General features: G+C 41.6%; 17 protein-coding genes and 3 pseudogenes. 4 read left to right on the forward strand and 16 right to left on the reverse strand.

Translation table 11 applies throughout. The annotated features are described in order from the left end of the window. Positions 1 to 30: 30 nt before the first annotated feature. The 11 genes and pseudogenes from NYE38_RS09585 to NYE38_RS09635 all read right to left on the reverse strand — a co-directional run bounded on the left by NYE38_RS09585 (position 31) and on the right by NYE38_RS09635 (position 7,004). Positions 31 to 441 (reverse strand): DUF421 domain-containing protein, encoded by a 411-nt coding sequence (locus NYE38_RS09585; protein WP_076983292.1) that lies wholly within the window; start codon positions 439 to 441, stop codon positions 31 to 33. Between the two features lie 60 nt (positions 442 to 501). After that, positions 502 to 555: pseudogene (locus NYE38_RS09590) on the reverse strand (hypothetical protein); the annotation flags it as partial. 247 nt (positions 556 to 802) lie between these two features. Beyond that, the gene (locus tag NYE38_RS09595; RefSeq protein ID WP_017417921.1) at positions 803 to 2,296 is read right to left on the reverse strand and encodes a phospholipase D-like domain-containing protein; all 1,494 of its coding nucleotides are present in this window, start codon (positions 2,294 to 2,296) and stop codon (positions 803 to 805) included. Positions 2,297 to 2,647: 351 nt separating this feature from the next. Then, positions 2,648 to 3,155: pseudogene (locus NYE38_RS09600) on the reverse strand (DUF421 domain-containing protein). Positions 3,156 to 3,271: 116 nt separating this feature from the next. After that, positions 3,272 to 4,132, reverse strand: a complete 861-nt coding sequence (locus NYE38_RS09605; protein ID WP_017417922.1) for a DUF421 domain-containing protein — start codon at positions 4,130 to 4,132, stop codon at positions 3,272 to 3,274. A gap of 29 nt (positions 4,133 to 4,161) precedes the next feature. Continuing rightward, on the reverse strand, positions 4,162 to 4,368 hold the full coding sequence (locus tag NYE38_RS09610; RefSeq protein WP_009336483.1) for a DUF1657 domain-containing protein: 207 nt from the start codon (positions 4,366 to 4,368) through the stop codon (positions 4,162 to 4,164). 11 nt (positions 4,369 to 4,379) lie between these two features. Continuing rightward, the gene (spoVAE, locus tag NYE38_RS09615) at positions 4,380 to 4,730 is read right to left on the reverse strand and encodes a stage V sporulation protein AE (RefSeq protein ID WP_017417923.1); all 351 of its coding nucleotides are present in this window, start codon (positions 4,728 to 4,730) and stop codon (positions 4,380 to 4,382) included. After that, positions 4,727 to 5,746: a stage V sporulation protein AD gene (spoVAD, locus tag NYE38_RS09620; RefSeq protein WP_013352386.1), complete on the reverse strand. Its 1,020-nt coding sequence runs from the start codon at positions 5,744 to 5,746 to the stop codon at positions 4,727 to 4,729. Before spoVAD ends, spoVAE begins: the two co-directional genes overlap by 4 nt. Continuing rightward, positions 5,746 to 6,225, reverse strand: coding sequence for a stage V sporulation protein AC (gene spoVAC / locus NYE38_RS09625; RefSeq protein WP_013352385.1), 480 nt, complete (start codon positions 6,223 to 6,225; stop codon positions 5,746 to 5,748). Before spoVAC ends, spoVAD begins: the two co-directional genes overlap by 1 nt. 17 nt (positions 6,226 to 6,242) lie before the next feature. Beyond that, positions 6,243 to 6,716, reverse strand: coding sequence for a YhcN/YlaJ family sporulation lipoprotein (locus tag NYE38_RS09630; RefSeq protein WP_017417924.1), 474 nt, complete (start codon positions 6,714 to 6,716; stop codon positions 6,243 to 6,245). 81 nt (positions 6,717 to 6,797) lie between these two features. Continuing rightward, positions 6,798 to 7,004, reverse strand: coding sequence for a DUF1657 domain-containing protein (locus NYE38_RS09635; RefSeq protein WP_013352384.1), 207 nt, complete (start codon positions 7,002 to 7,004; stop codon positions 6,798 to 6,800). A gap of 484 nt (positions 7,005 to 7,488) precedes the next feature. Between NYE38_RS09635 and NYE38_RS09640 the strand changes: the two genes are divergently transcribed. Both NYE38_RS09640 and NYE38_RS09645 read left to right on the forward strand, forming a co-directional pair. Continuing rightward, complete coding sequence (locus tag NYE38_RS09640) at positions 7,489 to 7,629, forward strand: hypothetical protein (RefSeq protein ID WP_013354185.1); 141 nt, start codon at positions 7,489 to 7,491, stop codon at positions 7,627 to 7,629. Positions 7,630 to 8,030: 401 nt separating this feature from the next. Beyond that, the gene (locus NYE38_RS09645; RefSeq protein ID WP_000701228.1) at positions 8,031 to 8,483 is read left to right on the forward strand and encodes a hypothetical protein; all 453 of its coding nucleotides are present in this window, start codon (positions 8,031 to 8,033) and stop codon (positions 8,481 to 8,483) included. Positions 8,484 to 8,732: 249 nt separating this feature from the next. Here the strand turns inward: NYE38_RS09645 and NYE38_RS09650 are convergent, their stop codons facing one another. Continuing rightward, positions 8,733 to 9,308, reverse strand: coding sequence for a recombinase family protein (locus tag NYE38_RS09650; RefSeq protein ID WP_001169292.1), 576 nt, complete (start codon positions 9,306 to 9,308; stop codon positions 8,733 to 8,735). Between the two features lie 147 nt (positions 9,309 to 9,455). Between NYE38_RS09650 and NYE38_RS09655 the strand changes: the two genes are divergently transcribed. Beyond that, complete coding sequence (locus NYE38_RS09655; protein WP_000684982.1) at positions 9,456 to 12,422, forward strand: Tn3 family transposase; 2,967 nt, start codon at positions 9,456 to 9,458, stop codon at positions 12,420 to 12,422. Between the two features lie 72 nt (positions 12,423 to 12,494). On the opposite strand, the pseudogene NYE38_RS09660 reads toward NYE38_RS09655, so the two are convergent. From NYE38_RS09660 to NYE38_RS09675, 4 genes and pseudogenes are all read right to left on the reverse strand, one after another. Further along, positions 12,495 to 17,552, reverse strand: a pseudogene (locus NYE38_RS09660) (amino acid adenylation domain-containing protein); the annotation flags it as partial. A 479-nt stretch (positions 17,553 to 18,031) separates the two neighbouring features. After that, positions 18,032 to 19,507 carry a D-alanyl-D-alanine carboxypeptidase/D-alanyl-D-alanine-endopeptidase gene (gene dacB, locus NYE38_RS09665; RefSeq protein ID WP_017417931.1) on the reverse strand — a complete coding sequence of 492 codons (1,476 nt, stop codon included), beginning with the start codon at positions 19,505 to 19,507 and terminating at the stop codon, positions 18,032 to 18,034. 18 nt (positions 19,508 to 19,525) lie between these two features. After that, positions 19,526 to 20,494, reverse strand: coding sequence for an aldose 1-epimerase (locus NYE38_RS09670; protein WP_022553248.1), 969 nt, complete (start codon positions 20,492 to 20,494; stop codon positions 19,526 to 19,528). Between the two features lie 114 nt (positions 20,495 to 20,608). Next, complete coding sequence (locus NYE38_RS09675) at positions 20,609 to 21,997, reverse strand: MATE family efflux transporter (RefSeq protein ID WP_017417933.1); 1,389 nt, start codon at positions 21,995 to 21,997, stop codon at positions 20,609 to 20,611. Positions 21,998 to 22,225: 228 nt separating this feature from the next. Between NYE38_RS09675 and NYE38_RS09680 the strand changes: the two genes are divergently transcribed. Continuing rightward, positions 22,226 to 22,768: an IseA DL-endopeptidase inhibitor family protein gene (locus NYE38_RS09680; RefSeq protein ID WP_017417934.1), complete on the forward strand. Its 543-nt coding sequence runs from the start codon at positions 22,226 to 22,228 to the stop codon at positions 22,766 to 22,768. The last annotated feature ends 170 nt before the right edge of the window (positions 22,769 to 22,938 follow it).

Raw genomic sequence — 22,938 nt, forward strand, 5'->3', positions numbered from 1 at the left:
AAAATTGATGTGCTCTTATCCTAACAAATTTTATTTAGGACTTACATGTATGCCTTCACTCTCTCGCCAATCTGCGTAAAGTATACGCTTTACATTATCATATCCATTGGTAGTTAATTGGTTATCTAACCACTGTTGATCAAATCCGAGTTCATGTAAATTATCCCATAAAATTTCCCCATCTATAATTAACGATGTTGGGAGGTCTACTGGACTTTCTGGAAGATTGAGATCTGGTTTTTGATACTTGGATTTTAATAATAAACTTATTTGCCCATTAGCTTCCAATATACCGTATTTGACTTCGCGAACTGAAAAGACATTATTTTGACGGAGTATACTCAATACTTGATTTACATCTCTGTCCATAACACCATCTCGAATGATGATGTTAGGATTGCCTAATAAGAGAGAACGTGTCGATTTATTTTTTAGAGTCATAAACTCTATTCCCAACATAAGAAACGTCCACAATCCGATGGCATATAAAAAATGAAAAATCCCTACCTTATCTTCATAAATGTTATTTCCTAAAAAATCTCCAAGTACTAACACAAAAACTAAGTGAAACGGGGTTTAACTGATAGATGGATGTTCTGCCTGTTATGATAATGATAAAAAATAAAGTTGCAAAACCTACTATGACTTTGATTGTCAGTAAACCCAAAAAAACTTCACCCAAAATTTATTCCTCCATTTTATATTTCACTCGATTTCAAAAATCCTCATGTTTTAAAATATTTATATTACAACATGTAAGCTAATTAAAATCAGAAAGATAAATAATACCGGTTTTTTCAACTTATAATAATGGAGAAAGCACGCGAGCACCCTGTTCAACAATGCGCTCGGTCAGGGATCGTTGCAACAAGTCTTCAATTCTTAATGGTACAGAATCAGTAAGATCCCTCTCGAACTGCTCTGTGAGTTCCCTTGCCACATCAGCACTGTACACGACTTGACACACCTCATAATTCAGGCGAAAACTTCTCATATCATAGTTTGCTGAGCCTACGGCAGCAATCTCCTCATCGATGGTCAACACCTTCGCATGTATCATTCCTTTGTCGTACTGGTAGATTTGAACTCCAGCTTCTATAAGTTCTCCGTAATAAGTACGGCTTGCAAGACCCACGATTTTTTGATTATTGTGGCGAGGAACCAGCAATCTTACACGGACACCACGAGTTACTGCTGTCTTTAATGCCATGATAATATCCGTTTCTGGTACAAAATAGGGTGTTGTTAAATCAATAGTCTTGGTCGCCTGTGTTATACATATAAAGTAAGCTTGCCGAATGACTGGGGTAGGAATTCCAGGGTTTCCTTCCAACGTATGGATATACGCTTTATGCAATGTCCTAGTTTTTCCGGATATGTCCATTTCTTTATCATCAAGGGTGCTCAACTCTGATCCCAATTCGGCTGACCATTTGGAATGATCTGCTCTGCCGATTGAATTGATTTTCGTTACCTCTGATTTTGTTTTCAAATTTGTTTTTGATTTTATCCTTTCCGGCACAGCGATTTCCCAATGAACATCAAAAACAGTCTGCAAGTCGCCTGTTGCTTCCCCTATAATTTGCAAATGAGTGTCCCTCCAAAATCCTACGTCTGGCTTTAATCCTGTATATTCATACCCAACGTTCATACCGCCAGTAAAGGATTCCTTTCTGTCAATCGTCACAATCTTACAATGATCCCGATAATTCCAATTGGACAAAATCCAGGGAAATCGCAGAGGAAATATTGTCCTGCATTCTATCCCTGCTTCAACCATCTGCCGGATTTTTTCACGCGGGAATTTATAACTCCCCAAGCTATCTCTCATAAAACGAACCTGCACTCCATTTAATGCTTTTTCGATTAGCAGTTCTGTGATTCGATTACCAATTTGGTCGTTCCGATAGATGAAATATTCCAGATCAATGGTTTCTTGGGCTTTTTGCAGGGATACAAGGAGTTGATCATATTTTGCTATCCCATTGTTAAACACTTGGACTTGGCCCATTCGAAGCCCATTCACAGTGAAATGCCGTAAAGCATTGGCAATTACCGATGCTGAAGCACCGAATGTCTCAGGTAATTTGTTAGATTCATTTTTAGAACAGGTCAATCTTTTTCGATGAATAAACTTAGGGTTTGATATGCTAAGATATAGCCAGAAACCAATGACAGGTAAAAAAAGGACGATTATTATCCAATTCAAAGCCTTGGCAGGCCGACGAACTTCCCAAATTGCTATGAATAAGATAAAGAACGTATTTAACAGGTATAGATAAAAAATCCACTCCAACTGGAATCCCTCCTTCTGTTACTCTTAACATGTACAAACTATGTAACCAGTATACGTATGGATATGAAGGGATTGTCTGTTATATATTATGGACTACCTTTATAAGAACTTGTATAAGATATTAAGAACGAAAAAAAGAGAATTAAGGTTGGGAAAGTTCTGACATCAAGAAAGGCGTAATGATCTGGGCACTGTCCTAACTAGAGACTTAGTGATTTTGAAAATTACCATCTGGTAAATTCCTAAATATAGGTATAATTTTTTATAAATTTGGAAAATGAAAGTGGTAAATGCAATAAGAAGTAAATAAGAGAAAACATTAATTTATATTGGGAGGAAATCGTCTTAAAATTAGTCGTTAACATCTTTTTTGTTAATGGTTAATGAATGATCGGTATCTCTAACAGCAGCATAAAAAAAATCTTTGATTTGAAGATATCCCTTTGCCTTTAGTTCTTCCTTTAACCACTTTTCATTTTTGTTGATAAATTTTAATTTACGCTTTTGCACTTTCCCTTCAATGACAACGGCTATGGGTAATCCGCGGTATTCCACTTTCATATGTAAATCTTTTGGAGTAATAGGAACTAATTCTTTTCTTGGAAAAATGCTAATTTCACCTGTTGCTTCCAAAATCGCATATTCATTATCGTGAATATCCGGATATCCTGTTGTTCTTAAATTAGACAACAGCTCAGGTAAAGGATATCTACTTTCCTTTAACTTTCGATTAAGATAAAAAAAGAATCGCTCCAAAATCATGAGGGGTAAGTTGGGCTAGAGCTGATTTCCCTAAAATATTTACTGCTACAATAAACACAATATAGATAAAAATAACTTTAACTAAAAAAATAGACACTTCTAACACCTCGTAAAAAAAATTCACCTTAGTCCGAAATTGGACTAAGGTTTTTAAACTTATTTCAATTAAAAATGGTATCTTTTTTTCGTCATGTATGAATCTAAGCTAAATCCTTATCCTTTTAAAATAGGGGTCACTTTATCAATGGCTTCTTGTAATTTTTCACTGTTTAACCTATACATTTGTTTGGCGTCTTTTGATTCCGTTCCAAGAGCAAATAGTTCTAAGTCTGCTTGACATTTTTTCAAGGTTGAAAGAATTAAGGGTCTTTCTTGTGGGGGTGCGACTTGTAATTTATCGTCAAACAGATCAATCGTTAACTCTCCGTAAGAATTAACCTGTCCCAGAAATACATTTTCAATCGTTACCCCTAGTTTTTCTAATTCAGTTTGTAACCAAGCCCGACTTCGTCCAATCGTGGCTAGTGGTTCATCCATTATTGTACCATCCATAATAATGGTCTGAGGCTCCTTGATTGAAGCAACCTTCAAGTTTATATCCTTTGCTGTTAAAGGTTGATTTTCTTTCTTTAGCATCACAGATAAATCACCTGTTGCCTCTAAAACAGCAAATTCTACATCAGAGACTTGAAAGACATCCTTCTTGCGAAGGAGATCTAACAGTTCATCTGTCGTATATCTTTCCTTTTTTAAATTATCTTCCATAATCTTCCCATCTTTGATAAATACAGTTGCTTTTCCTTCTATAAAATTGCGAAAACGTTTACTTTTTAATGAAATTAAACCAGCGAAAAAGGGAATAGCCGCAAAAATGACAATTCCAATAATTCCGTGAAAAATGTTCCGTTCAAGTCCTATAGTTACTTCTGCACCAATATTCCCAATAGAAATACCGGTGACATATTCAAAGAAAGTTAGTTCGGAAATTTGCTTTTTCCTTAACCATTTTGTAACGAAAAATAAAAGAGCAACAAATAATGCTGAGCGTACAGCTACATCTAACCATTCAGGCACTGCTTACACCTCCTGTAAATATAGTTTTTCTAGAAACCTTTGTACTGAAGTTCCTCTCCTTCTAGTTCTCCTACTCTTTTTTTTAAATCTTTTGTTACTTCGTGTACTACCATCATAGCCTCATGCAAAGTTCGCTTCGATTCATCATCAAGAGTCCGTAATGCTAAACTTGAGAGACTTGCTTCTACCCCTTTTAGACTGGCAAAACACTGTTTAACATCTGATCCTACTGTCATCCTAATTCTCCTTATCCTTTTGGCTTAAAAATTAAAGCTCCTATCATGCCGAAAACAATGGCAGCTGAAATACCAGAACTAGTTACTTCAAACATTCCTGTCAGTATACCAACTAACCCATGTTTTTCTGCTTCCTGCATCGCACCATGAACAAGCGAATTCCCAAAATTTGTAATCGGAACGGTAGCCCCTGCCCCAGCAAAATCAATCAAAGGCTCGTATAGTCCAAATCCATCTAAAAGCGCCCCAATCACTACAAGAGCACTTAAGGTATGACCTGGTGTCAATTTAAATACATCAAACATAATTTGCCCAATGATACAAATTAAACCGCCTACGACAAAAGCCCAAAAATAGATCATGTTAATTGTTCACCTCCGTATTCAATTGACACTGCATGGGCGATACAAGGAATTGTTTCATTTTGCTGAAAGGACAACGGTGAAAGCAAAGCACCTGTAGCCACAACTAACATGCGTTTAAATTCACCATTTTTCATGCGGTTTAATAAATGCCCATAAACTACCGTTGCTGAACAGCCTGCACCGCTTGCCCCTGCAAGAACGGGTTGTCCTTCCCGATAAATCATAAGGCCACAATCTTGGTATTGTTCTTCACTAATAGGAGTTCCATGCTTTTTAAATAGATCCATGGACACTTCCTGTCCGATTTGGCCAAGGTCACCGGTTACAATTAAATCGTAATAAGATGGCTCAACATTTCGTTCCTTTAAATGGGCTTCAATGGTATCAACCGCAGCTGGCGCCATAGCTCCTCCCATGTTAAATGGATCTGTCAATCCCATATCGATTACACGACCAATTGTGGCAGATGTGACATGAGGTCCTTCCCCAGAATCACTTAATAGGGCTGCACCTGCACCAGTAACCGTCCATTGTGCCGTAGGTGGCTTTTGTCCACCATACTCAGTTGGATACCGAAATTGTTTTTCAACAGCTGTATCATGACTGGAAGCTCCTGTTAACAAATATTTCGCTCCTTTTGTATTTACAATATAAGCACCTAGAGCCAGTCCTTCCATCGAGGTAGAGCAAGCACCGAATAAGCCAAAATAAGGCGCTCCAATCGTTCTGCTAGCGAAACTTGTTGGGGTGATTTGATTGATTAAGTCCCCAGCTAGGATAAATTGAACTTGATCCTTTTGTATGCCCCCTTTTTCCATGGCTTTTTGGCAAGCCTCTTCAAAAAGGATTTTATGTGCTTTCTCATAGGAATCCTGCCCAAGCCATAAATCAGCATGAAGAGTATCGAAATCATCTGGGATAGCACCATTGGCTTCAAATGGTCCACCAACGGTTCCAGTGGAGATAATGACAGGCTTTTGTTCGAAGATCCATGTACGATGACCTGCTAGCATTATAAACCACCCCACTGGATTAAAGTGGTTTTAATTAAGGCAATGACAAAAGCAGAAAAAACACCAAATAAAATAACCGCCCCCGCTAATTTAAATATGTTGCCACCTACGCCCAGTACAAATCCTTCGCTTCGATGCTCAATGGCAGGCGATATAACCGCATTGCCAAAACCTGTTACAGGTACAGCTGTTCCAGCCCCACCAAATTGGGCCATTCGATCATATACGCCAAAACCAGTAAGAAGCATTGTAATAAAAATTAACGTACCCACCGTCGGATTTCCGGCCGTTTGCTCAGTAAAATCGAAATAATAAATGTAAAAGTCTGAAATAAGCTGACCAATCAAACAAATAAGTCCACCGATTAAAAAGGCCTTAATACAATTTTTAACAACCGGTCTTTTGATCTCTCGTTGTTTTTGCAATTTTTGATATTCCTGTTGCACAGGAGTAAGTTGTTTCTTTTGATTGTTAGACATAACTCGATCCTTCCTCTTTAGGTTTGTTCCTTCATAAGACTTTTCAGTTTGTTCAAATCATTTTTTAAGTTCTTCTTATTCATATCGTTTTTTTTCAGTCTTTGCTCGACCTTTTCAAGTTCCCAGAATATTTTTTTATCAGTCGAAACAAAAACTTTATAGTCGGGATATTTTTTTTCTAAGTCGGATTTTACTGACTTCTCGATACTCTTTAATCGAAATCGATCAAAATTCTCAACTTTAATCGCTGCCATAAGCTCTTTATCAGTATTCACAGCTTTTACGTCTGTAATATCTTCCTTGGCAATTATCTTTTCTTTCGCATGATTGGCAACGGATTGATCAATTGGCTTACTTGTATGTACTTGCGAAATACCAAAAGTACTATTACCTTGAATAAATTCATTTTGATTACCATTACATCCTGATGCGAAACCAATGACCATTATAATAAAAAGTAGTTTTTTCAATGTGGTTATTTTATCTTTCAAAAAAATCACCTCCATGTTTTTCCATTATTTGAACAGCTGAAAAAGGTTGGTTAAGAGGCCAACCTTTTTTCGCCTTACTAATTACTGTTGTTTGTATTGAGGTTCTTCTTGTTCGATTTGTTGAACACGTGGTTCAATGCTGTCTACAACGGATTGGGTTTGCTTAGCTGCATCTTGGTAAAGTTGCTTAGCTTGTTGATTATCTGTACTAAGAGCAAATGTTTCAAAACTTGCTTGAGCACTTTTCAATCCTGCTAGAGCTGTTTTAACGTCATTTATTACTGTCATGATAATTTCCTCCTTCTTGAATTTTTTTTTACTCTTTTATTTTGCTTTATGGAGAATTTTTTATTCAATGATTTTTGGGAAATTTAAATCTAAATTATTTTTGACGTATAGCTCCATTTTTTCGATAATAACCCCTTTTCCATATCCCCATCATTTCTTCTATTTCTCGTTGACAGCAATAGCTCTTATAACTTTTCATTTTTTCTTTTCTCAACTTCAATTTCTTTTACACCCCTACCTTTATAAAATAAGATGATTGTATTTCCTGAAAGGACTAATATTTTTCCCATTTTTCGGATATTGTCCCAAAGTTTTAAGAGTTTCTCCCTCTTAATCATCCTATTTATGGGTATTTAACATTGAAAATGTAATAACAAAGATAAACGCATGCATTTGTCGCCGTATTAAGGTTTGTCTAATACATAAAAAGGAACTGTTTTGTTATTAAACATCAAATTTTTCATACATTTTAGAAGGTGAAAAAATGACAACAAAACAAAAAAGGAAATCCTTTCAACGTTTAACGTTAAAACCAAAAAAGGACATTGAAGAAATAAAACTTGGGATTAAACTGGGAGAAAAAAAGGAAACCAAAAATCCGAGATTGGGCGAAAGAGATGTATAGCTATATTTGATGGGGATTAATACAGAATTACAGGTAGGTGACATTGTCAAATTAAAAGTTGAAGATGTGAAAGGGAAAAATTCTTTTATATTCTGGAAGGCAAGACAACAAAAAACAGAAAGTAAATATTAGTATGCTATCTAATAGAATTGATAAAAAAATTGGATACATAATTGTTTCAAACTGGTAGAGACCATATGTATGAGCAGCAATTAATGTTCCATATTTTTCGTGGGTCAGGCAAACTCTTGTTCATCTAGACAGTAGGCTGATTGATTATTGATGCTTCTTTCTTAACAAAACACCTAAGTGATTCTCTGTGCATATACTGTATCATTACTACAGGATTATGATTAAATACAACTCAATCCATACATAAAATAATCAAGGAGAGGTTAATTTTGAAAATTCCAAAGACAGCCAAAGTTAGTATCCCCTTTCCATCCGTATGGGGGATTGATGCTTCTATTGCGGGGAGATCCATTATTAGAGGTATACTTACCATTGATTCCATTGTAGACAACAAAGTAGTAGGTACAGTTAATTTTCGTGGTATACCTATTCCGATTAATGGGTATTGGGACGAAAGCGCTAAACAAATAAGTTTCGATTCACCATATGCCTCCTTTTTTGGCAACTTGACAATAATTGATGAGACCGCTATAAGCATTCGGCATTTCATTTTAAGTGGACGGTTTATAATGAAACCTCCCTCTTTGCTGGCTGGTGAATACGGAAATTGGATTGCTACAACCTTTACAACCCGTTTGGGACCTCCCATATATACTAATGTTTTACCACCTGCTGGTGCCTTTTCAGTCTCAAGTATGCTCTTGGGACAGCAATTGTTTTAATTAGACCATGACTTTATAAAAACAACCTTCCTTTGTGACTAAGGTTGTTTTTTAAAAGTGTTCTCGAAAAATACAGCCTTGCTTTAAATCTGAGTTTAGCGTATATCTCCGTTAAAATGTACTCGGAACCCTTTGATGATCGTGCCTAGTTAGATAAACAAATATTGATACTTCCTTATAGAAATAGCCTGCTTGGTTAGGTACGTTGTTTCACAATCCCCGGAAATTTTTAATATAAGTAATGAATGCTTATTTTTTTCCTTCCGATAGCTTTCTATATAAAGAAGCTCTAGATACATTTGTAATTTCACAAATTTGATTTACAGTCATATTTCCTTCTTTATATAGCTTTACTGCATAATTCATTCCTGCGTGATTTTTATGATATTTCTTTAACCGTCCTTTAAACTTCCCTTCTTTCTTTGCGAGCTCAATTCCTTCACGCTGACGCATACGAATAAGGTCTCGCTCTAATTGGTTAACACCAGCCATTACCGTAATTAAGAATTGGCTATATGGATTATCTTCTGATAAATCTAGCCATGTATCCTTAAGTGATTTTAAGCTTGCCTTTTTATTTCGTATTAAATCAATCAATTCAAATAAATCTTGCGTACTTCGAGTGATCCGAGTTAAATCTGTAACATAAATAATGTCACCTTCCTGTAAATCCTCTAACATTTTTTGAAGTTGTTCACGATCTTTTGTGGCTCCTGAAATTTTTTCTTCATAAATAATATCCATTCCAATTTCGTTCAATTGCCGAAATTGCCTTGAAGGATTTTGGCTAGTCGAACTGACGCGTACATAACCGATTTTCTGCAAAATTTCACCTCGTTTTTGAGACAAGTCTTATGAGACACTCTTAACTATGATTTTATCAGTCTACTATACTTGTATCAATAGAGTACACTCTATTGATATATAATTGAACTAATTAACTGAATAATTATGGAAATGGGATGATACTGAATGAAAATTGCGAGAGGTAGAGAATTGCTTACACTGGAACAGAGGCAGGATTTTATGCAAATCCCTGAAGATGAATGGATATTGGGGACCTACTTCACTTTTTCCAAACGGGATTTAGAAATAGTTAATAAGCGAAGGAGAGAAGAAAACCGTTTAGGGTTTGCTGTTCAATTAGCTGTTCTTCGGTATCCCGGTTGGCCATACACTCATATCAAAAGCATCCCGGAATCAGTCATACATTATATATCGAAACAAATCGGTGCCACTCCATCTTCGATTAGTCTTTATCCTCAAAGAGAAAATACACTTTGGGATCATTTGAAAGAACTTCGAAGTGAATACGACTTTGTAACTTTTACTCTAAGAGAATATCGAATAGCATTTAAGCATCTTCATCAATTAGCTTTTGAAAATGGCGATGCCATACATCTACTACATGAATGTATAGATTTTCTAAGAAAAAACAAAATCATACTGCCTGCTATTACTACACTTGAAAGAATGGTGTGGGAGGCAAGGGCAATGGCTGAAAAGAAACTGTTTAATACTGTTAGTCAATCTCTTACAAATGAACAAAAAGGAAAGCTTGAAGAGATCATTACTTCGCAGCATCCATCCGAATCCAATAAAACGATATTGGGTTGGTTAAAGGAACCGCCGGGTCATCCTTCACCCGAAACATTTCTAAAAGTAATAGAACGACTCGAATACATACGAGGAATGGAATTAGAAACGGTACAAATTAGTCATTTGCATCGCAATCGCCTGTTTCAACTATCTCGCTTAGGCTCAAGATATGAGCCATATGCATTCCGTGACTTTCAAGAAAATAAGCGATATTCGATATTAACCGTCTATTTATTACATCTTACTCAAGAGTTAACGGATAAAGCTTTTGAAATTCATGATAGACAAATACTTAGTCTGTTATCAAAAGGCCGTAAGGCTCAAGAGGAAATTCAGAAACAAAACGGTAAAAAGCTGAATGAGAAAGTTATACACTTTACGAACATCGGACAAGCTTTAATCAAAGCAAAAAAGGAAAAATTAGACGTTTTTGAGGTTTTAGAATCCGTTATCGAATGGAATTCTTTTGTCTCTTCGGTCGAAGAAGCTCAGGAGCTTGCACGCCCTGACGACTATGATTATTTAGACTTACTGCAAAAACGATTTTATTCACTTAGAAAATATACGCCAACGCTATTAAGGGTATTGGAATTTCATTCTACAAAAGCAAATGAGCCACTTTTACAAGCTGTTGAGATTATCCGTGGAATGAACGAATCCGGAAAGCGAAAAGTGCCTGATAACTCACCTGTGGATTTTATTTCAAAACGTTGGAAAAAGCATTTATACGAGGATGATGGTACAACAATCAATCGTCATTACTATGAAATGGCTGTTTTAACAGAACTTCGGGAGCATGTTAGGGCAGGAGATGTTTCCATTGTTGGCAGCAGACAATATAGAGACTTTGAAGAATATTTGTTTTCAGAAGATACATGGAATCAAACGAAGGAGAATACAAGATTATCAGTTAGTTTATCATTCGAGGATTATATGACGGAGAGAACCAGCAGCCTTAACAAAAGGTTAAAGTGGTTAGCTACCAATTCCAACAAGTTAGACGGGGTTTCTCTTGAAAAAGGAAAGCTGTCAATTGAACGCTTAGAAAAAGATGTTCCAGAAGAAGCAAAAAAATTTAGCGCAAGCCTGTATCAGATGCTACCAAGAATAAAATTAACCGATTTACTGATGGATATTGCTTATATAACAGGATTTCATGAGCAATTTATTCATGCTTCCAATAATCGAAAACCGGATAAAGAAGAAACAATTATTATTATGGCTGCTCTTTTAGGAATGGGAATGAATATTGGTTTAAGCAAAATGGCTGAAGCAACACCCGGACTTACATATAAGCAATTGGCCAATGTATCACAATGGCGCATGTATGAAGATGCAATGAATAAAGCCCAAGCCGTATTAGTAAATTTTCATCACAAATTGCAATTGTCCTCCTATTGGGGAGACGGTACAACATCCTCGTCCGATGGTATGAGAATGCAGATAGGCGTTTCATCGCTACATGCAGATGCAAACCCACATTATGGAACTGGAAAAGGAGCCACCATCTATCGTTTTACAAGTGATCAATTTTCTTCTTATTACACAAAGATTATTCATACTAATTCAAGGGATGCGATTCATGTTTTGGATGGTTTGTTACACCATGAGACGGATCTAAATATAGTAGAGCATTATACAGACACGGCTGGTTACACAGACCAAATATTCGGACTGACCCATTTATTAGGATTTAAATTTGCTCCAAGAATACGAGATTTATCAGACTCGAAATTATTTACAATAGATAAGGCAAGTGAGTATCCAAAATTAGAAGTCATTTTACGTGGACAAATAAATACAAAGGTCATTAAAGAGAATTATGAGGATGTTTTGCGATTAGCTCATTCTATAAGGGAAGGAACAGTTTCAGCATCCCTTATTATGGGGAAATTAGGTTCTTATTCAAGACAAAACAGCTTGGCTACAGCCTTACGTGAGATGGGCCGAATAGAAAAAACGATCTTTATTTTGAATTATATTTCGGATGAATCATTAAGAAGAAAAATACAAAAAGGATTGAATAAAGGAGAAGCCATGAATGGACTGGCAAGAGCTATTTTCTTCGGAAAACAAGGAGAGCTTAGGGAACGAACCATACAGCATCAATTGCAAAGAGCCAGTGCCTTAAACATCATTATCAATGCCATCAGTATCTGGAATACTTTACATCTAACAAAGGCAGTTGAATATCAAAAACGGTCAGGTAGTTTTAATGAAGAATTATTGCACCATATGTCACCTCTAGGTTGGGAACATATTAATTTACTTGGAGAATACCATTTTAATTCGGAGAAAATGGTCTCGTTAGATTCTTTAAGACCCTTGAAACTTTCTTAACGTTGTTAAAACTGGGGGAATAGTCGGGGAAATGGGCTTAGCGTTGTAAATCCGCATTTTCCTGACTGTACCCCATGATGAAGTAAACAACAGTCTATCTTCCGGCGTAAAATCAATATAATTGCTGTTTTTCACAAGGCGGATCACGCTTCGCTGTTCAATCATGACGCCTTTTGGCGCACCTGTTGATCCGGACGTATAAATCATGTAGGCCAATGATTCAGGTCCGCCGAGCGGTTCGGGATTTTCCGAACTCAAGCCGGCCTTTGTTTGAATATCCTCTATGAATAAACGTTTTCCTGAAAGCGGCAGACCGTCAAGTTTATCAGATTGGAGAAGAATATCAGCTTTACAGTCTTTAAGCATCCATTCAGCCCGTTCCCGCGGCACATCGTCACCGATAGGCAAGTAGGCGCCTCCCGCTTTTAATATTCCGAGGATTCCGGAGGCAAGCTCTGTTGTGCGGCCGGTTAGTAAGGCGACAACGCTTTCCGGACCGACGCCATTTGATCGGAGAGCCGCCGCTATTCTGTTAGCCCGTTCGTTCAGCTCACGGTATGTCAAGATTTGTCCATCATATACAACTGCCCGGGCATCGGGGGTTTCTTTTGCCTGCCGCTCAAATAAACGGCTGATGGTTTCGTGTCTTGGGTAATCGCTTTTCGTCTGATTAAACTGATAAATGACGCGATTTGTTTCAGCATCATCCAGTACGTGAATGTCACCAAGCGGTATAGTTTGGTCTTCAATTACTTTTGTAAGAATACGGGTAAAATAAGAAAGCCATTTTTCGATTGTCTGTTTTTGATAGATATCTGTATTGAATTCAAAGTCAAAGCTGATGGAACCGTCAGACCCTTCTGCCGCGTAAAGCGTGGCATCAAACTTTGCGGTTTTATGACTTGTATCCGCAGCTTGAGCCAAATGCAGCTTATTTAACACCAGGGATTCACGCTCCATATTTTGGAGCACAAACATAACGTCAAACAGCGGATTGCGGCTCATGTCCCGCTGCACGCCGAGCCGTTCCACAAGCTCCTCAAACGGATAGTCCTGATGCTCATACGCCTCAAGCGCCGCCTGGCGGACTTCCGCCAAATAATCGGTAAACCGTTTGTCTCCTTTCGGCTCCGTTCTGATGGCCAGCGTGTTGACGAACATGCCGAGAATCGGTTCAAGGTCTTTGTGCGGACGCCCGGCAATCGGCGAGCCGACGATGATGTCTTCCTGTCCGCTCAATCGCGCGAGTAACGTATTGTACGCGGCGAGAAGCACCATATACAAAGTGGAGCCGTGATCCCGGGCGATGCGGTGAAGGCCGGATGCCGTTTCAGCGTCAAGCGTGCATGATACGCTGCCGCCCGCAAAGCTTCTGACAGCCGGACGGGGCTTGTCAGCCGGAAGCTCAAGCACCGGAAGCTCTCCTTCTAGCCGCTTCAGCCAATAGGCTTCCTGCTTCTGGTATCCTTCTTTCTCCTGAAACGACCGCTGCCAGACGGCATAGTCTTTATATTGAAGGCGCATCGGCGCAAGCGAACGGCCTGCGTACAGCTCGCCGAATTCTTTAATCAAGGTGTTGACGGACACACCGTCAGAAATAATATGATGCATATCCGTTAATAAAAGATGACGTTCATCCGATTCTTTCACGAGGGCCGCACGGAAGAGCGGCCCTTCCTCCAGACAAAACGGCCGGACGAATGCGTCAGCTGACTCGGCCTCATCGAGCTGAAACGGCACGCTGTCATGGATGCGCTGCACCGGTTCGCCGTCAGGCCCCGTTTCAAAGGACGTTCTGAGCGACTCGTGCCGCTCCACAAGCTGCCGGAATGTCTCCTCCAGCCGGCCGCGGTCAAGCGGGCCCGTCAGTTCCAGCACAGCCGGCATATTGTAGCCGACACCGCCGTCTTCAAGCTGCTGGAGCACATACATCCGTTTCTGCGCCGAAGACACCGGGTAGGTATCTTGTGTTTGCGCAGGCTGAATCGCTTCATACGGGCTCTCTTCCAAGTCCTGAATAACCGAAGCGAGCTCTTCCACCGTCGGCCGGGCGAAGATGTCCTGTAACGGCACCTGAACACCGAACTCCTTGGCGATGCGGGAGACGAGAGCCGTCGCTTTTAACGAATGGCCGCCCCGCTCAAAAAAGTGATCCCGGATGCCGACGGGTCCGTTTTTCAGCACCTCTTCCCAAAGGGCGCAAAGCTTCATTTCCGTGACGTTCCGCGGGGCTGTGTACGCCCGTCTGTCTGCCGATCTGCCGGGAGCCGGCAGCGCGCGGCGGTCAAGCTTTCCGCTCGGCGTGACCGGCCATTCGCTCATCTCTATAAACTGAGCCGGCATCATGTAGGCCGGAAGGCGTGCCGCAAGCTCCGCCCGCACGTCATCGCTTTTTCGTCCTTCAATATAGGCGTAAAGTGCGGTTTCGCCGTGTTCGGTCCGGGCGGTGACCGCCGCCTCACGAATGCCGTCGATGCGCCGGATCGCCGCTTCGATCTCCCCCGGTTCAATCCGGTAGCCGCGGACTTTCACTTGTCCGTCTGAACGGCCGAGCCATTCGACAAGGCCGTCTTCTGTCCATCGTGCGATATCACCCGTCTGATACATGCGTTCTCCCGGATAAAACGGATCATCGAGAAAACGCTCCTCCGTCAGCTCAGGCCGGTTCAGATAGCCGCGGGCCACTCCTGTCCCTGCGATGTACAGCTCTCCTGCCACGCCCGCAGGCTGGATGGTTCCCCCGCTATCTAATACATACAGACGGGCACCAGGAACGGGTTTTCCGATCGGAAGCCGCGTCCGTCCGCTGTCCCGTTTTCGGTCACAGACGTAAAAGGCCGCATCGACCGTCGCTTCTGTCGGTCCATAGCCGTGAATAAGCATGGTCTCAGGCAGAAGATCGGCAAACCGGGAAGCCGTAAGCGGGGAAAGAGCTTCCCCTCCGGCAAACACGCGTGTCAGTGTTCTGCCGAGGCGTGTTCTTGTTTCTGCAGGCTCTGTTTCCAGCGCGTCTAAAAAGCTGTTGACCATCGCCGGAATAAAATGCGCGGTCGTCACCTTTTCTGAGGCAAACGCTTCAATCATCCGCACAGGATCTTTCTCCCATCCGGCAGGAAGCAGATACACGGAAGCGCCGGACATCGTCCACCAAAACAATTGCCAGATGGAAGCATCGAATGAAAAGGATGATTTCAGCACGATGATGTCCTCTTCCGTTAACGGGAACTGCCCTTGCATCCCTGATAAAAAGGCGGCGGCTTGACGGTGTTCAACAGCCACTCCCTTCGGTGTTCCCGTCGAACCGGACGTATAAATGATATAAGCGAGCGAATCAGCATCCGCTTCGTCAGAGACAGCCCCTGTCTCCGTCTCGCCTGTCAGAGAAGAAAGAGACACTTCAAGCGTCTCGCCGGAAAAACCGGAAACGGATAACCCCGGCTGTGCAAGCAGGAGACAAGCGCCGCAGTCATCGAGCATATAACGCAGCCTGTCCTCAGGATACTCCGGGTCAAGCGGCACGTAGGCGCCGCCCGCTTTTAACACGGCAAGCACAGAAACCACCATCTCCGGCGAGCGTTCAGCGAGCACGCCGACCATGCTTTCTTTGCGGACGCCTTTTTGTCGGAGCCAAACAGCGAGTCTGTCTGTGTACTGGTCAAGCTCGGCGTACGTCAGCATACCGCCCGGAAAACAAAGCGCCGGACGATGCGGCGAAAGCGCGGCACGGCGGGTGAACAGCCCGTGAAGCGTCGGAGCCGGCGGTTCAACCGCTTCTGTACGGTTAAACGAAGATAACACCCGTTTCTTTTCTTTTTCATCCGCCATATCAATATGCCGAATCAGCCGGTCTGGATTTCTAACGGCATTTTCAACGATCGTCAGCAAATGAGTTTGAATGCGTTTAATTGATGTTTCAGTAAATAAAGCGGATTGGTAATCAAAATTCAGCTCAATCAATCCCGTATCTGTCCGCTCCTTAATTAAAATGGAGAGCTCGTTTGCGGTATGTCCGCTGAAAAACATGGCCGTTTCATAATCGAAACCTTCTGCCTGACGCCACGCGAGAGGCTGGTATTGCATCGAAATCCCGATGATATTTTGCAGGTCATGATGAGTCTGCCTTAATTCATTCACAAAAAGATTAGATTGTAAGGATATTTCTGGTGCCGCATAACAGACAGCTGCTCTTTTCCTACGCTGCGGACAAAGGACAGGAACTCTGCATCAGGATCTGCCGTCATTCTGATCGGCAGTGTGCTGACGAACATGCCGAGCATATCCTTTTCGAGCCTGGAGCCCCGGTTTCCGTAATAAGTGCCGATGGCAATATCCTTTTTAGCCGTCAGACGGCTGATGCATATGTATAACGAAGCCATAAACAGAGAGATGATGCTGATATTATTTTCTTTGCAAAAAAGCCGGATTGATTGTTCTAAGGAGTGAGAAAGAGTGATTGTATCTCTGGAAGCCGCAGTGCTTTGTCTAAGATGAGAGGTTCGTTCCGCCAGTGAAAGGTGTTCCGGAACGGTTCGGTATGTTTCAGTCCAAAATGAACGGTCCTTTTGAAAACGGGAAGACTGTAAGTATTGCTGTTCTTTTTCCATGTAGCTGAGATAGGAAGGCCTGTGATGTTCAGCTAAATCCTCGCCCCGCATGATCTTTTGGTAGATATCAATGAGCTGGTTGCCGAGCAGGTTGAGCGAGATGCCGTCCATGATAATATGGTGAAATTTTGAATAAAGCCAAACTTCTTCGTCTGACATGACAAGCAGAGTAAATTGATACAGAGGTGAATGAAACAGCTTGAACGGAACACGGGTCTGCGTGTCAATCCATGCGTCCCGCTCTGAGTTATCAGTATGAGTAAAATCAACAGTCTCTAAAGAAATCGGCCGATGTCCCGCCAGATACAGCTGGGGTTCTGATCCGTCCCCTTCTGTCAGTTGAAACCTGAGCGAATCATTTTGCGAGATAGAAAAATCTAAAGCATGGCGCAGTACGTCAAAATCAATGTCCCCCCCTGAATTTGACGCATGCCGCGAGATTGCAGATACTTGTGCCCGGTTCGAGCAGCTCGGTAAACCACACTCTTCTTTGTGCGTGAGTTAAAGAATAAACAGTGTTCTTCAATGGAATCCCTCCGCTTCAATTTAAGAGAATAAGAAAGTGAAATAATTACAATTAAATTTCGACAGCATATGACTAAATCATCCATATAAGCATTATTTTAAAACATATTTTAGAAATCACAATAAAAAATTAAATTTTCTCTAACATTTTTTAGAATATAGTATATATTCCTCACTTCATTTCTTCATTTCTATATCTTTATACCATGTAAAACGGTATGTATGCACACTGCAAACTGGTTCTTAAACACTATAATAAGGAATAAAATGTATAATTAATTGCGCTTTTAAAAAGGTTTTTCCTCCTGAAAAGAAGTTTCATGTTAGAAAATGAAAAATCGGTGAACAAGTAAGAAAGTAGCATGTAAAAAAAAGGAAGTGTATTGCGATATTACTTTTTGAAAAGATTGATTCATAATCGCAATATAATGTTTTACAGACATCAAAAAAAAGCCGAACCCTCTAAGGATCCGGCCCTTCTTATTGATTTGCCAGCACGACTGCGATTTTGTCTTCAATGTCTTTTCCGTCATCTTCGTCAATCAGCCCGTTTTGAAGCACGGAAAAAATAAGCGTATCTCCTGTTTTTGTGTCTGCATAGCCGGCAATCGAACTGACTGATGTTAGTGACCCGGTTTTCGCTTTAATTTTGCCCTCTGCCGGAGTATTCTTCAGCCGGTTCCGAAGAGTGCCTCCCGTCATTCTGTCGCTTGCACCGGCGACAGGGAGCGAACGAAGGAAAGCCGGGTACCACTTTTCTTTCTGAACCGCATACAAAAGCTCTCCGATTTGGCCGGCGGATACGCCGTTAATATGAGAAACGCCGGATCCGTCTCTTGCAATCAATTCATCCGGATTCAGCCCGAACGATTTGAGCTCCGATTTCATCACGTCCAAGCCCTTTTCCCAGCTGCCCTCCCCTTTTTTCACTTTTCCCATTTCCTTGATCAGAATTTCGGCGTGCCCGTTGTTGCTCAGTTTCATAAACGGAATCAATAATTCTGAAAGAGGCATGGATGTCCGTGATGTGACAAGTTGGGTGCGGTGCGGCATTCTCCCTGTTCTGATTTTCCCTTTTACAGTTATACCCTGTTTAGTAAGCGCTTGTTTCCATAAATCTAAAGCATAGGACGACGGATCCCACACCGCCGCCCATTCTCTTGCCTGTGCCGAGCCGACAGGTATGGTTCCCTTTATCGTAATCACATTGCCACCGTGCTCCCGTTCAACCGTCAATTCTTTCTTTTCATCAGAAGCGACGGTTTTCACTTCATTTTTCACACGAACGACGTCCGTATGGGGAGAAATCGAAATGCGCGGCTTTTTACCGGGCTGTTTTGCCGGGCTGATTTCCGCAATCACCGTTCCGGTATCATAATCCTCATTTGGGGAAGCGGTAAGAGCTGATACTTGCGCACCATAATATTGGCCTTCATCGCTCCACGGAAGATCAACTGAATACCTGGTCTCGTCATACCACGAGTCATCCCCGACCAGATCTCCTTTAATGACATGGATGCCTCTGGCTTTGACCTGTTTAGCCATCTTCTCAAAATCAGAAACCAATAGGGTCGGATCGCCTTTTCCCCTGAGATAAAGGTTTCCGCGCAGCTGTTTTCCTTTCACGGCGCCGTCTGCCCGTACTTCTGTCTTAAAGGTGTAATCTTCTCCGAGAACGGAAAGCGCCGCAGATGCCGTCAGCAGCTTCATCAGTGATGCAGGCCTCAGCCGCATATCTTCCCGGCTGCCGAACAGCACCTCCCCTGTTTTTGCTGACCGGACACTGACGCCCGCTGAAGCCCCCTTTAAAGCAGGTTCTTCATCCAGAATGTGTTCCAGCTCTTTTTGCAAAGTATTTTTTTGTTCAGCCGCCTTAGCCGCATCATCAATATAAGGAACTGCGGCAATGATCAAAAGCAGAATCACCGCGCTCAAGCGTTTCACATATATTTTCAATGTTATCCCGCCTCTTTCCTATTCTTCGTCATGCAAAATGGTGATCCTGGATGACGCAGCCGCTTCTTCGCCCGGTTTCAGAATCTGAAGCCCTGTCAGTGATGCAGGCTGATTCAGATTAAATGCATCTGTAACGGAAGTATAAGGCTCAAGACTGACAAACCCCTGCTTTCCGTCACCGTTATATACTACCCAATGCTTGAAAGACGTGTCTGCCTGATACAAAACGGATAATTTCTCATCCGGATGAGAAATAACAGCTTCGTTATTGCCGCCGTTCCGTCCGGAAGAAAGAAAAACATCGTCAAACTGTTTATTTTTCAAAGACATCCCATGACGGAACGCTTCTTTATCAGGCACATCCAATAAACGGCCCGTCGGCACGAAACGTTCATTTAATTCCCACATGCGGTCAGCCGTCAGAAAAAGACGGGATCGCTCTTCATTGAAAACAAATGTGGAATGATAGCCGAGCCCCCAAGGAAAAGCCTCCGTTCCATTGTTGGTAATCAGCGCCCGCTGCGTAAACACATTGTCTTTTAATGTATAGGTCATCCGGACAATGACATCGTGCGGAAATTGTTTATGAACACGGGGAATCTTTGAAAGATCAATTTCTGTTTCGACTGTCATTCCATCCCCCTCTTCTTTCGCTGCCGCCGCTTTCCAATGCTGATTGTGAAGAAAGCCGTGAATATGATTATGTTTATCCTCTTCGTTTATCTCGAATTGATACGCGCGGCCGTCAAAACGAAACGTCCCGTCCGTAATCCGGTTCGGCGGGAATAAAACGGGAATGCCGTACAGCATCGGTTTTGCGCGGAATTGCTCCGCAGTTTCCGGTTCTCTGAGAAGCCGCATACCGGTTCTTTTATCCCGAAGCGATATGACATTTGATCCCCACTCCGGCACAATGATGCATTCAGCCTGATCAGTCTCCGCTTTTATGGCTGAAACCCCTAAATAAGTCGTATGTTCAATCGTCATAAGCACCTGCCCTTTCCTTGTTTTCTAGCATGTATAGGAATTCCATTTTCTAAACTCATTTTCCTGCTCTAAAAAAACATCGCCCGTATGAACTGAGCGATGTGCGGTAAAACCTTATTGAATCAGCCGGGTAATCTGTTTTTTCTTCCATACAAACCGGTAATATCCGTATTGCAGCAGCAGGCTGATGACAAAAGCCGCCGGATAACCGACCCAAATGCCGAGAATGCCGAGATTCGTATAATGAGAAAGAATAAAGGCCACAGGCACTTCAATTCCCCAAATCGCAAAAATGCTGATAATCGTCGGCCATAACACCGTACCGCTCGCCCGCATTGTTGCTGAAACGATCTGAGCGTGACCGAAAATCAAATAGCTCCAAAGGGTAATCATAATCAGATTGCGGGCAATGTGGAGTGTATCCTGATCTGTTAAAAACAAAGCCAGTATCTGCCGGGAGAAGGTGTAAATCAGCAGGATCAACACCCCGCCGATCAAATAATTCAGGCCGATGCCGACTTTGATGACCTGTTTCAGCCGGCCGAATTGATTGGCGCCAATGGATTGGGCGGCAAAAATTGAAACGGCGATACCGAGGCTTACCGCCGGCATCTGCACATAACTCGCCACTTGGTTGACGACCCCGTAAGCAGCCGTCGCGTTTGATCCGTAATGATTGACAAATGAAATGACCGCAATTTCAGAAAGTGACACGAGAATCATATTGATGCTCGACGGAATACCGAGACGGAGTAAAAGCGCGAGCAGCTTTTTGTCCATTTTAAGAGAACGGAGCGCAGTCCGGTCAAATGCCAATGGATGTTTTCTTTTCCGTAAATAAACCATGAGTACGATAAATGTCACGATGTTTGAAATCACGGTTGCATACGCCGAACCGTAAATGCCGAACTTCGGAAGTCCGAAAAGCCCGAGAATCAATAAGGGCAAAAGCCCGATGTTTATGACTGTACTGACGATTAACGTATAAAACGGAGTCTTTGAATCTCCCGTTCCGCGTAAAAATGTCGTATACGCAAAATATAAAAACATCAGCGGCATTGCGCAAAACAAAATGCGCGCATATCGGACACTGACATCTATTACGTTTTCCGGCGTTCCCATCAGCCGCAGAATATCAAGCGTAAACACACTGCCGACAACTGCCAGAACAACACCGAGCATAAAGGTAAAAGTCAGTGTAGTGCCGACAATCGCCTTCATCCTCTCTTCGTTTTTCGCGCCGTAAGCCTGCCCGATCAAAATGGAACTTCCCGAACCGATTCCGATCGTAAAGGAGATCAGCAGAAAAAACAGCGGAAAAAAAGACGATACGGCGGCAAGCGCATCAACTCCGAGCCACCTTCCGACAAATACCATTCCGACCAATTGGCCGACAGATTGCAATACATTGCTTAAAAGCAGCGGCACTAAAAACAGTGACATCGATCGCCAGACAGACTGGCCGCGGCCTTCCGCTGTTTCTAAATGATCTTGTACTTCCATATGTAGGACTCCTTTTTTGATTTTCTTCCATTTTATTATTCAGCAGACAGCTTGTAAAAACCTTTTGTTCAATGAAACTCTTTATCTTTTTCTCACGTCTTACATGGAAATAAACCATAAAAATAAAAAGTCCGGAAAATATTTCTGAAAAGGTATTGTAATCTTACCGTAATTATTGTAACATTTGTAACATAAGAGAAAGAGATTGATTGAAGGAGAGATTATATCATGAAAAAATGGCTATTATTCCTCACTACTATTACATTGATTCTGTCACTGGGCACTGCGGCGACCGCAAAAAATGCACCTAATGACCTTACACAAAAACAAGCGCTTCAGCTGGCCCTGTCAGCGAGAGAACATTTCTGGAACACAATGAGCGGCGGTTCGCTTAAATCAAACGCAAATTGCACTTCTGAACCGTTTGAATATCAAAATCTGCAATATGTATTTATGTGCAAAGACCTCGGAACAAAAGCGAAAGCCGTAAAATATCTGACACCCGCTTTTACAAAGCAAGCGATTGACAAAGGGCTCAAAGATTACCACTTCACTGTAAAAGACGGCAAATTGGCTGTTCCGGTCGGCGACGGAGATAACCTCCTGAATTGGAAAAAAGCAAAAATGACTCTTCTTTCTAAAAAAGGAAGCGCTCAAACATACCGCTTCACTGTACCGACTCTTGACGGTTCTCCGTCAGCAAAACGCGATGTAACATTCGTAAAAGAAAACAACGTTTGGAAAGTCAATCAATTTGATGCTGTCATATAAGAAAAAGCCCGCTTGCTTACAGCGGGCTTTTTTCACATCATTTCCACCAGGTTCTCACAAAATATTCAACTCAAAAACCCCTTGTATAAAAAGGGGTTTTCTGTTTTGCCGACATTATTAATCTGCGCCTATCTTATACAAAAAACGCTCTAGGAGAACGTACAATATAC

It is taken from the genome of Bacillus sp. EU63, from assembly GCF_038592915.1.
GTDB classification, from domain to species: domain Bacteria; phylum Bacillota; class Bacilli; order Bacillales; family Bacillaceae; genus Bacillus; species Bacillus velezensis.

Coding starts and splice junctions, on each gene's coding strand:
- NYE38_RS09585 (WP_076983292.1), bottom strand. CDS start 441: ATGACTCTAAAAAATAAATCGACACGTTCTCTCTTATTAGGCAATCCT.
- NYE38_RS09610 (WP_009336483.1), bottom strand. CDS start 4,368: ATGACAGTAGGATCAGATGTTAAACAGTGTTTTGCCAGTCTAAAAGGG.
- spoVAE (WP_017417923.1), bottom strand. CDS start 4,730: ATGATCTATTTTTGGGCTTTTGTCGTAGGCGGTTTAATTTGTATCATT.
- spoVAD (WP_013352386.1), bottom strand. CDS start 5,746: ATGCTAGCAGGTCATCGTACATGGATCTTCGAACAAAAGCCTGTCATT.
- spoVAC (WP_013352385.1), bottom strand. CDS start 6,225: ATGTCTAACAATCAAAAGAAACAACTTACTCCTGTGCAACAGGAATAT.
- NYE38_RS09635 (WP_013352384.1), bottom strand. CDS start 7,004: ATGACAGTAATAAATGACGTTAAAACAGCTCTAGCAGGATTGAAAAGT.
- NYE38_RS09640 (WP_013354185.1), top strand. CDS start 7,489: ATGACAACAAAACAAAAAAGGAAATCCTTTCAACGTTTAACGTTAAAA.
- NYE38_RS09655 (WP_000684982.1), top strand. CDS start 9,456: ATGAAAATTGCGAGAGGTAGAGAATTGCTTACACTGGAACAGAGGCAG.
- NYE38_RS09670 (WP_022553248.1), bottom strand. CDS start 20,494: ATGACGATTGAACATACGACTTATTTAGGGGTTTCAGCCATAAAAGCG.
- NYE38_RS09675 (WP_017417933.1), bottom strand. CDS start 21,997: ATGGAAGTACAAGATCATTTAGAAACAGCGGAAGGCCGCGGCCAGTCT.
- NYE38_RS09680 (WP_017417934.1), top strand. CDS start 22,226: ATGAAAAAATGGCTATTATTCCTCACTACTATTACATTGATTCTGTCA.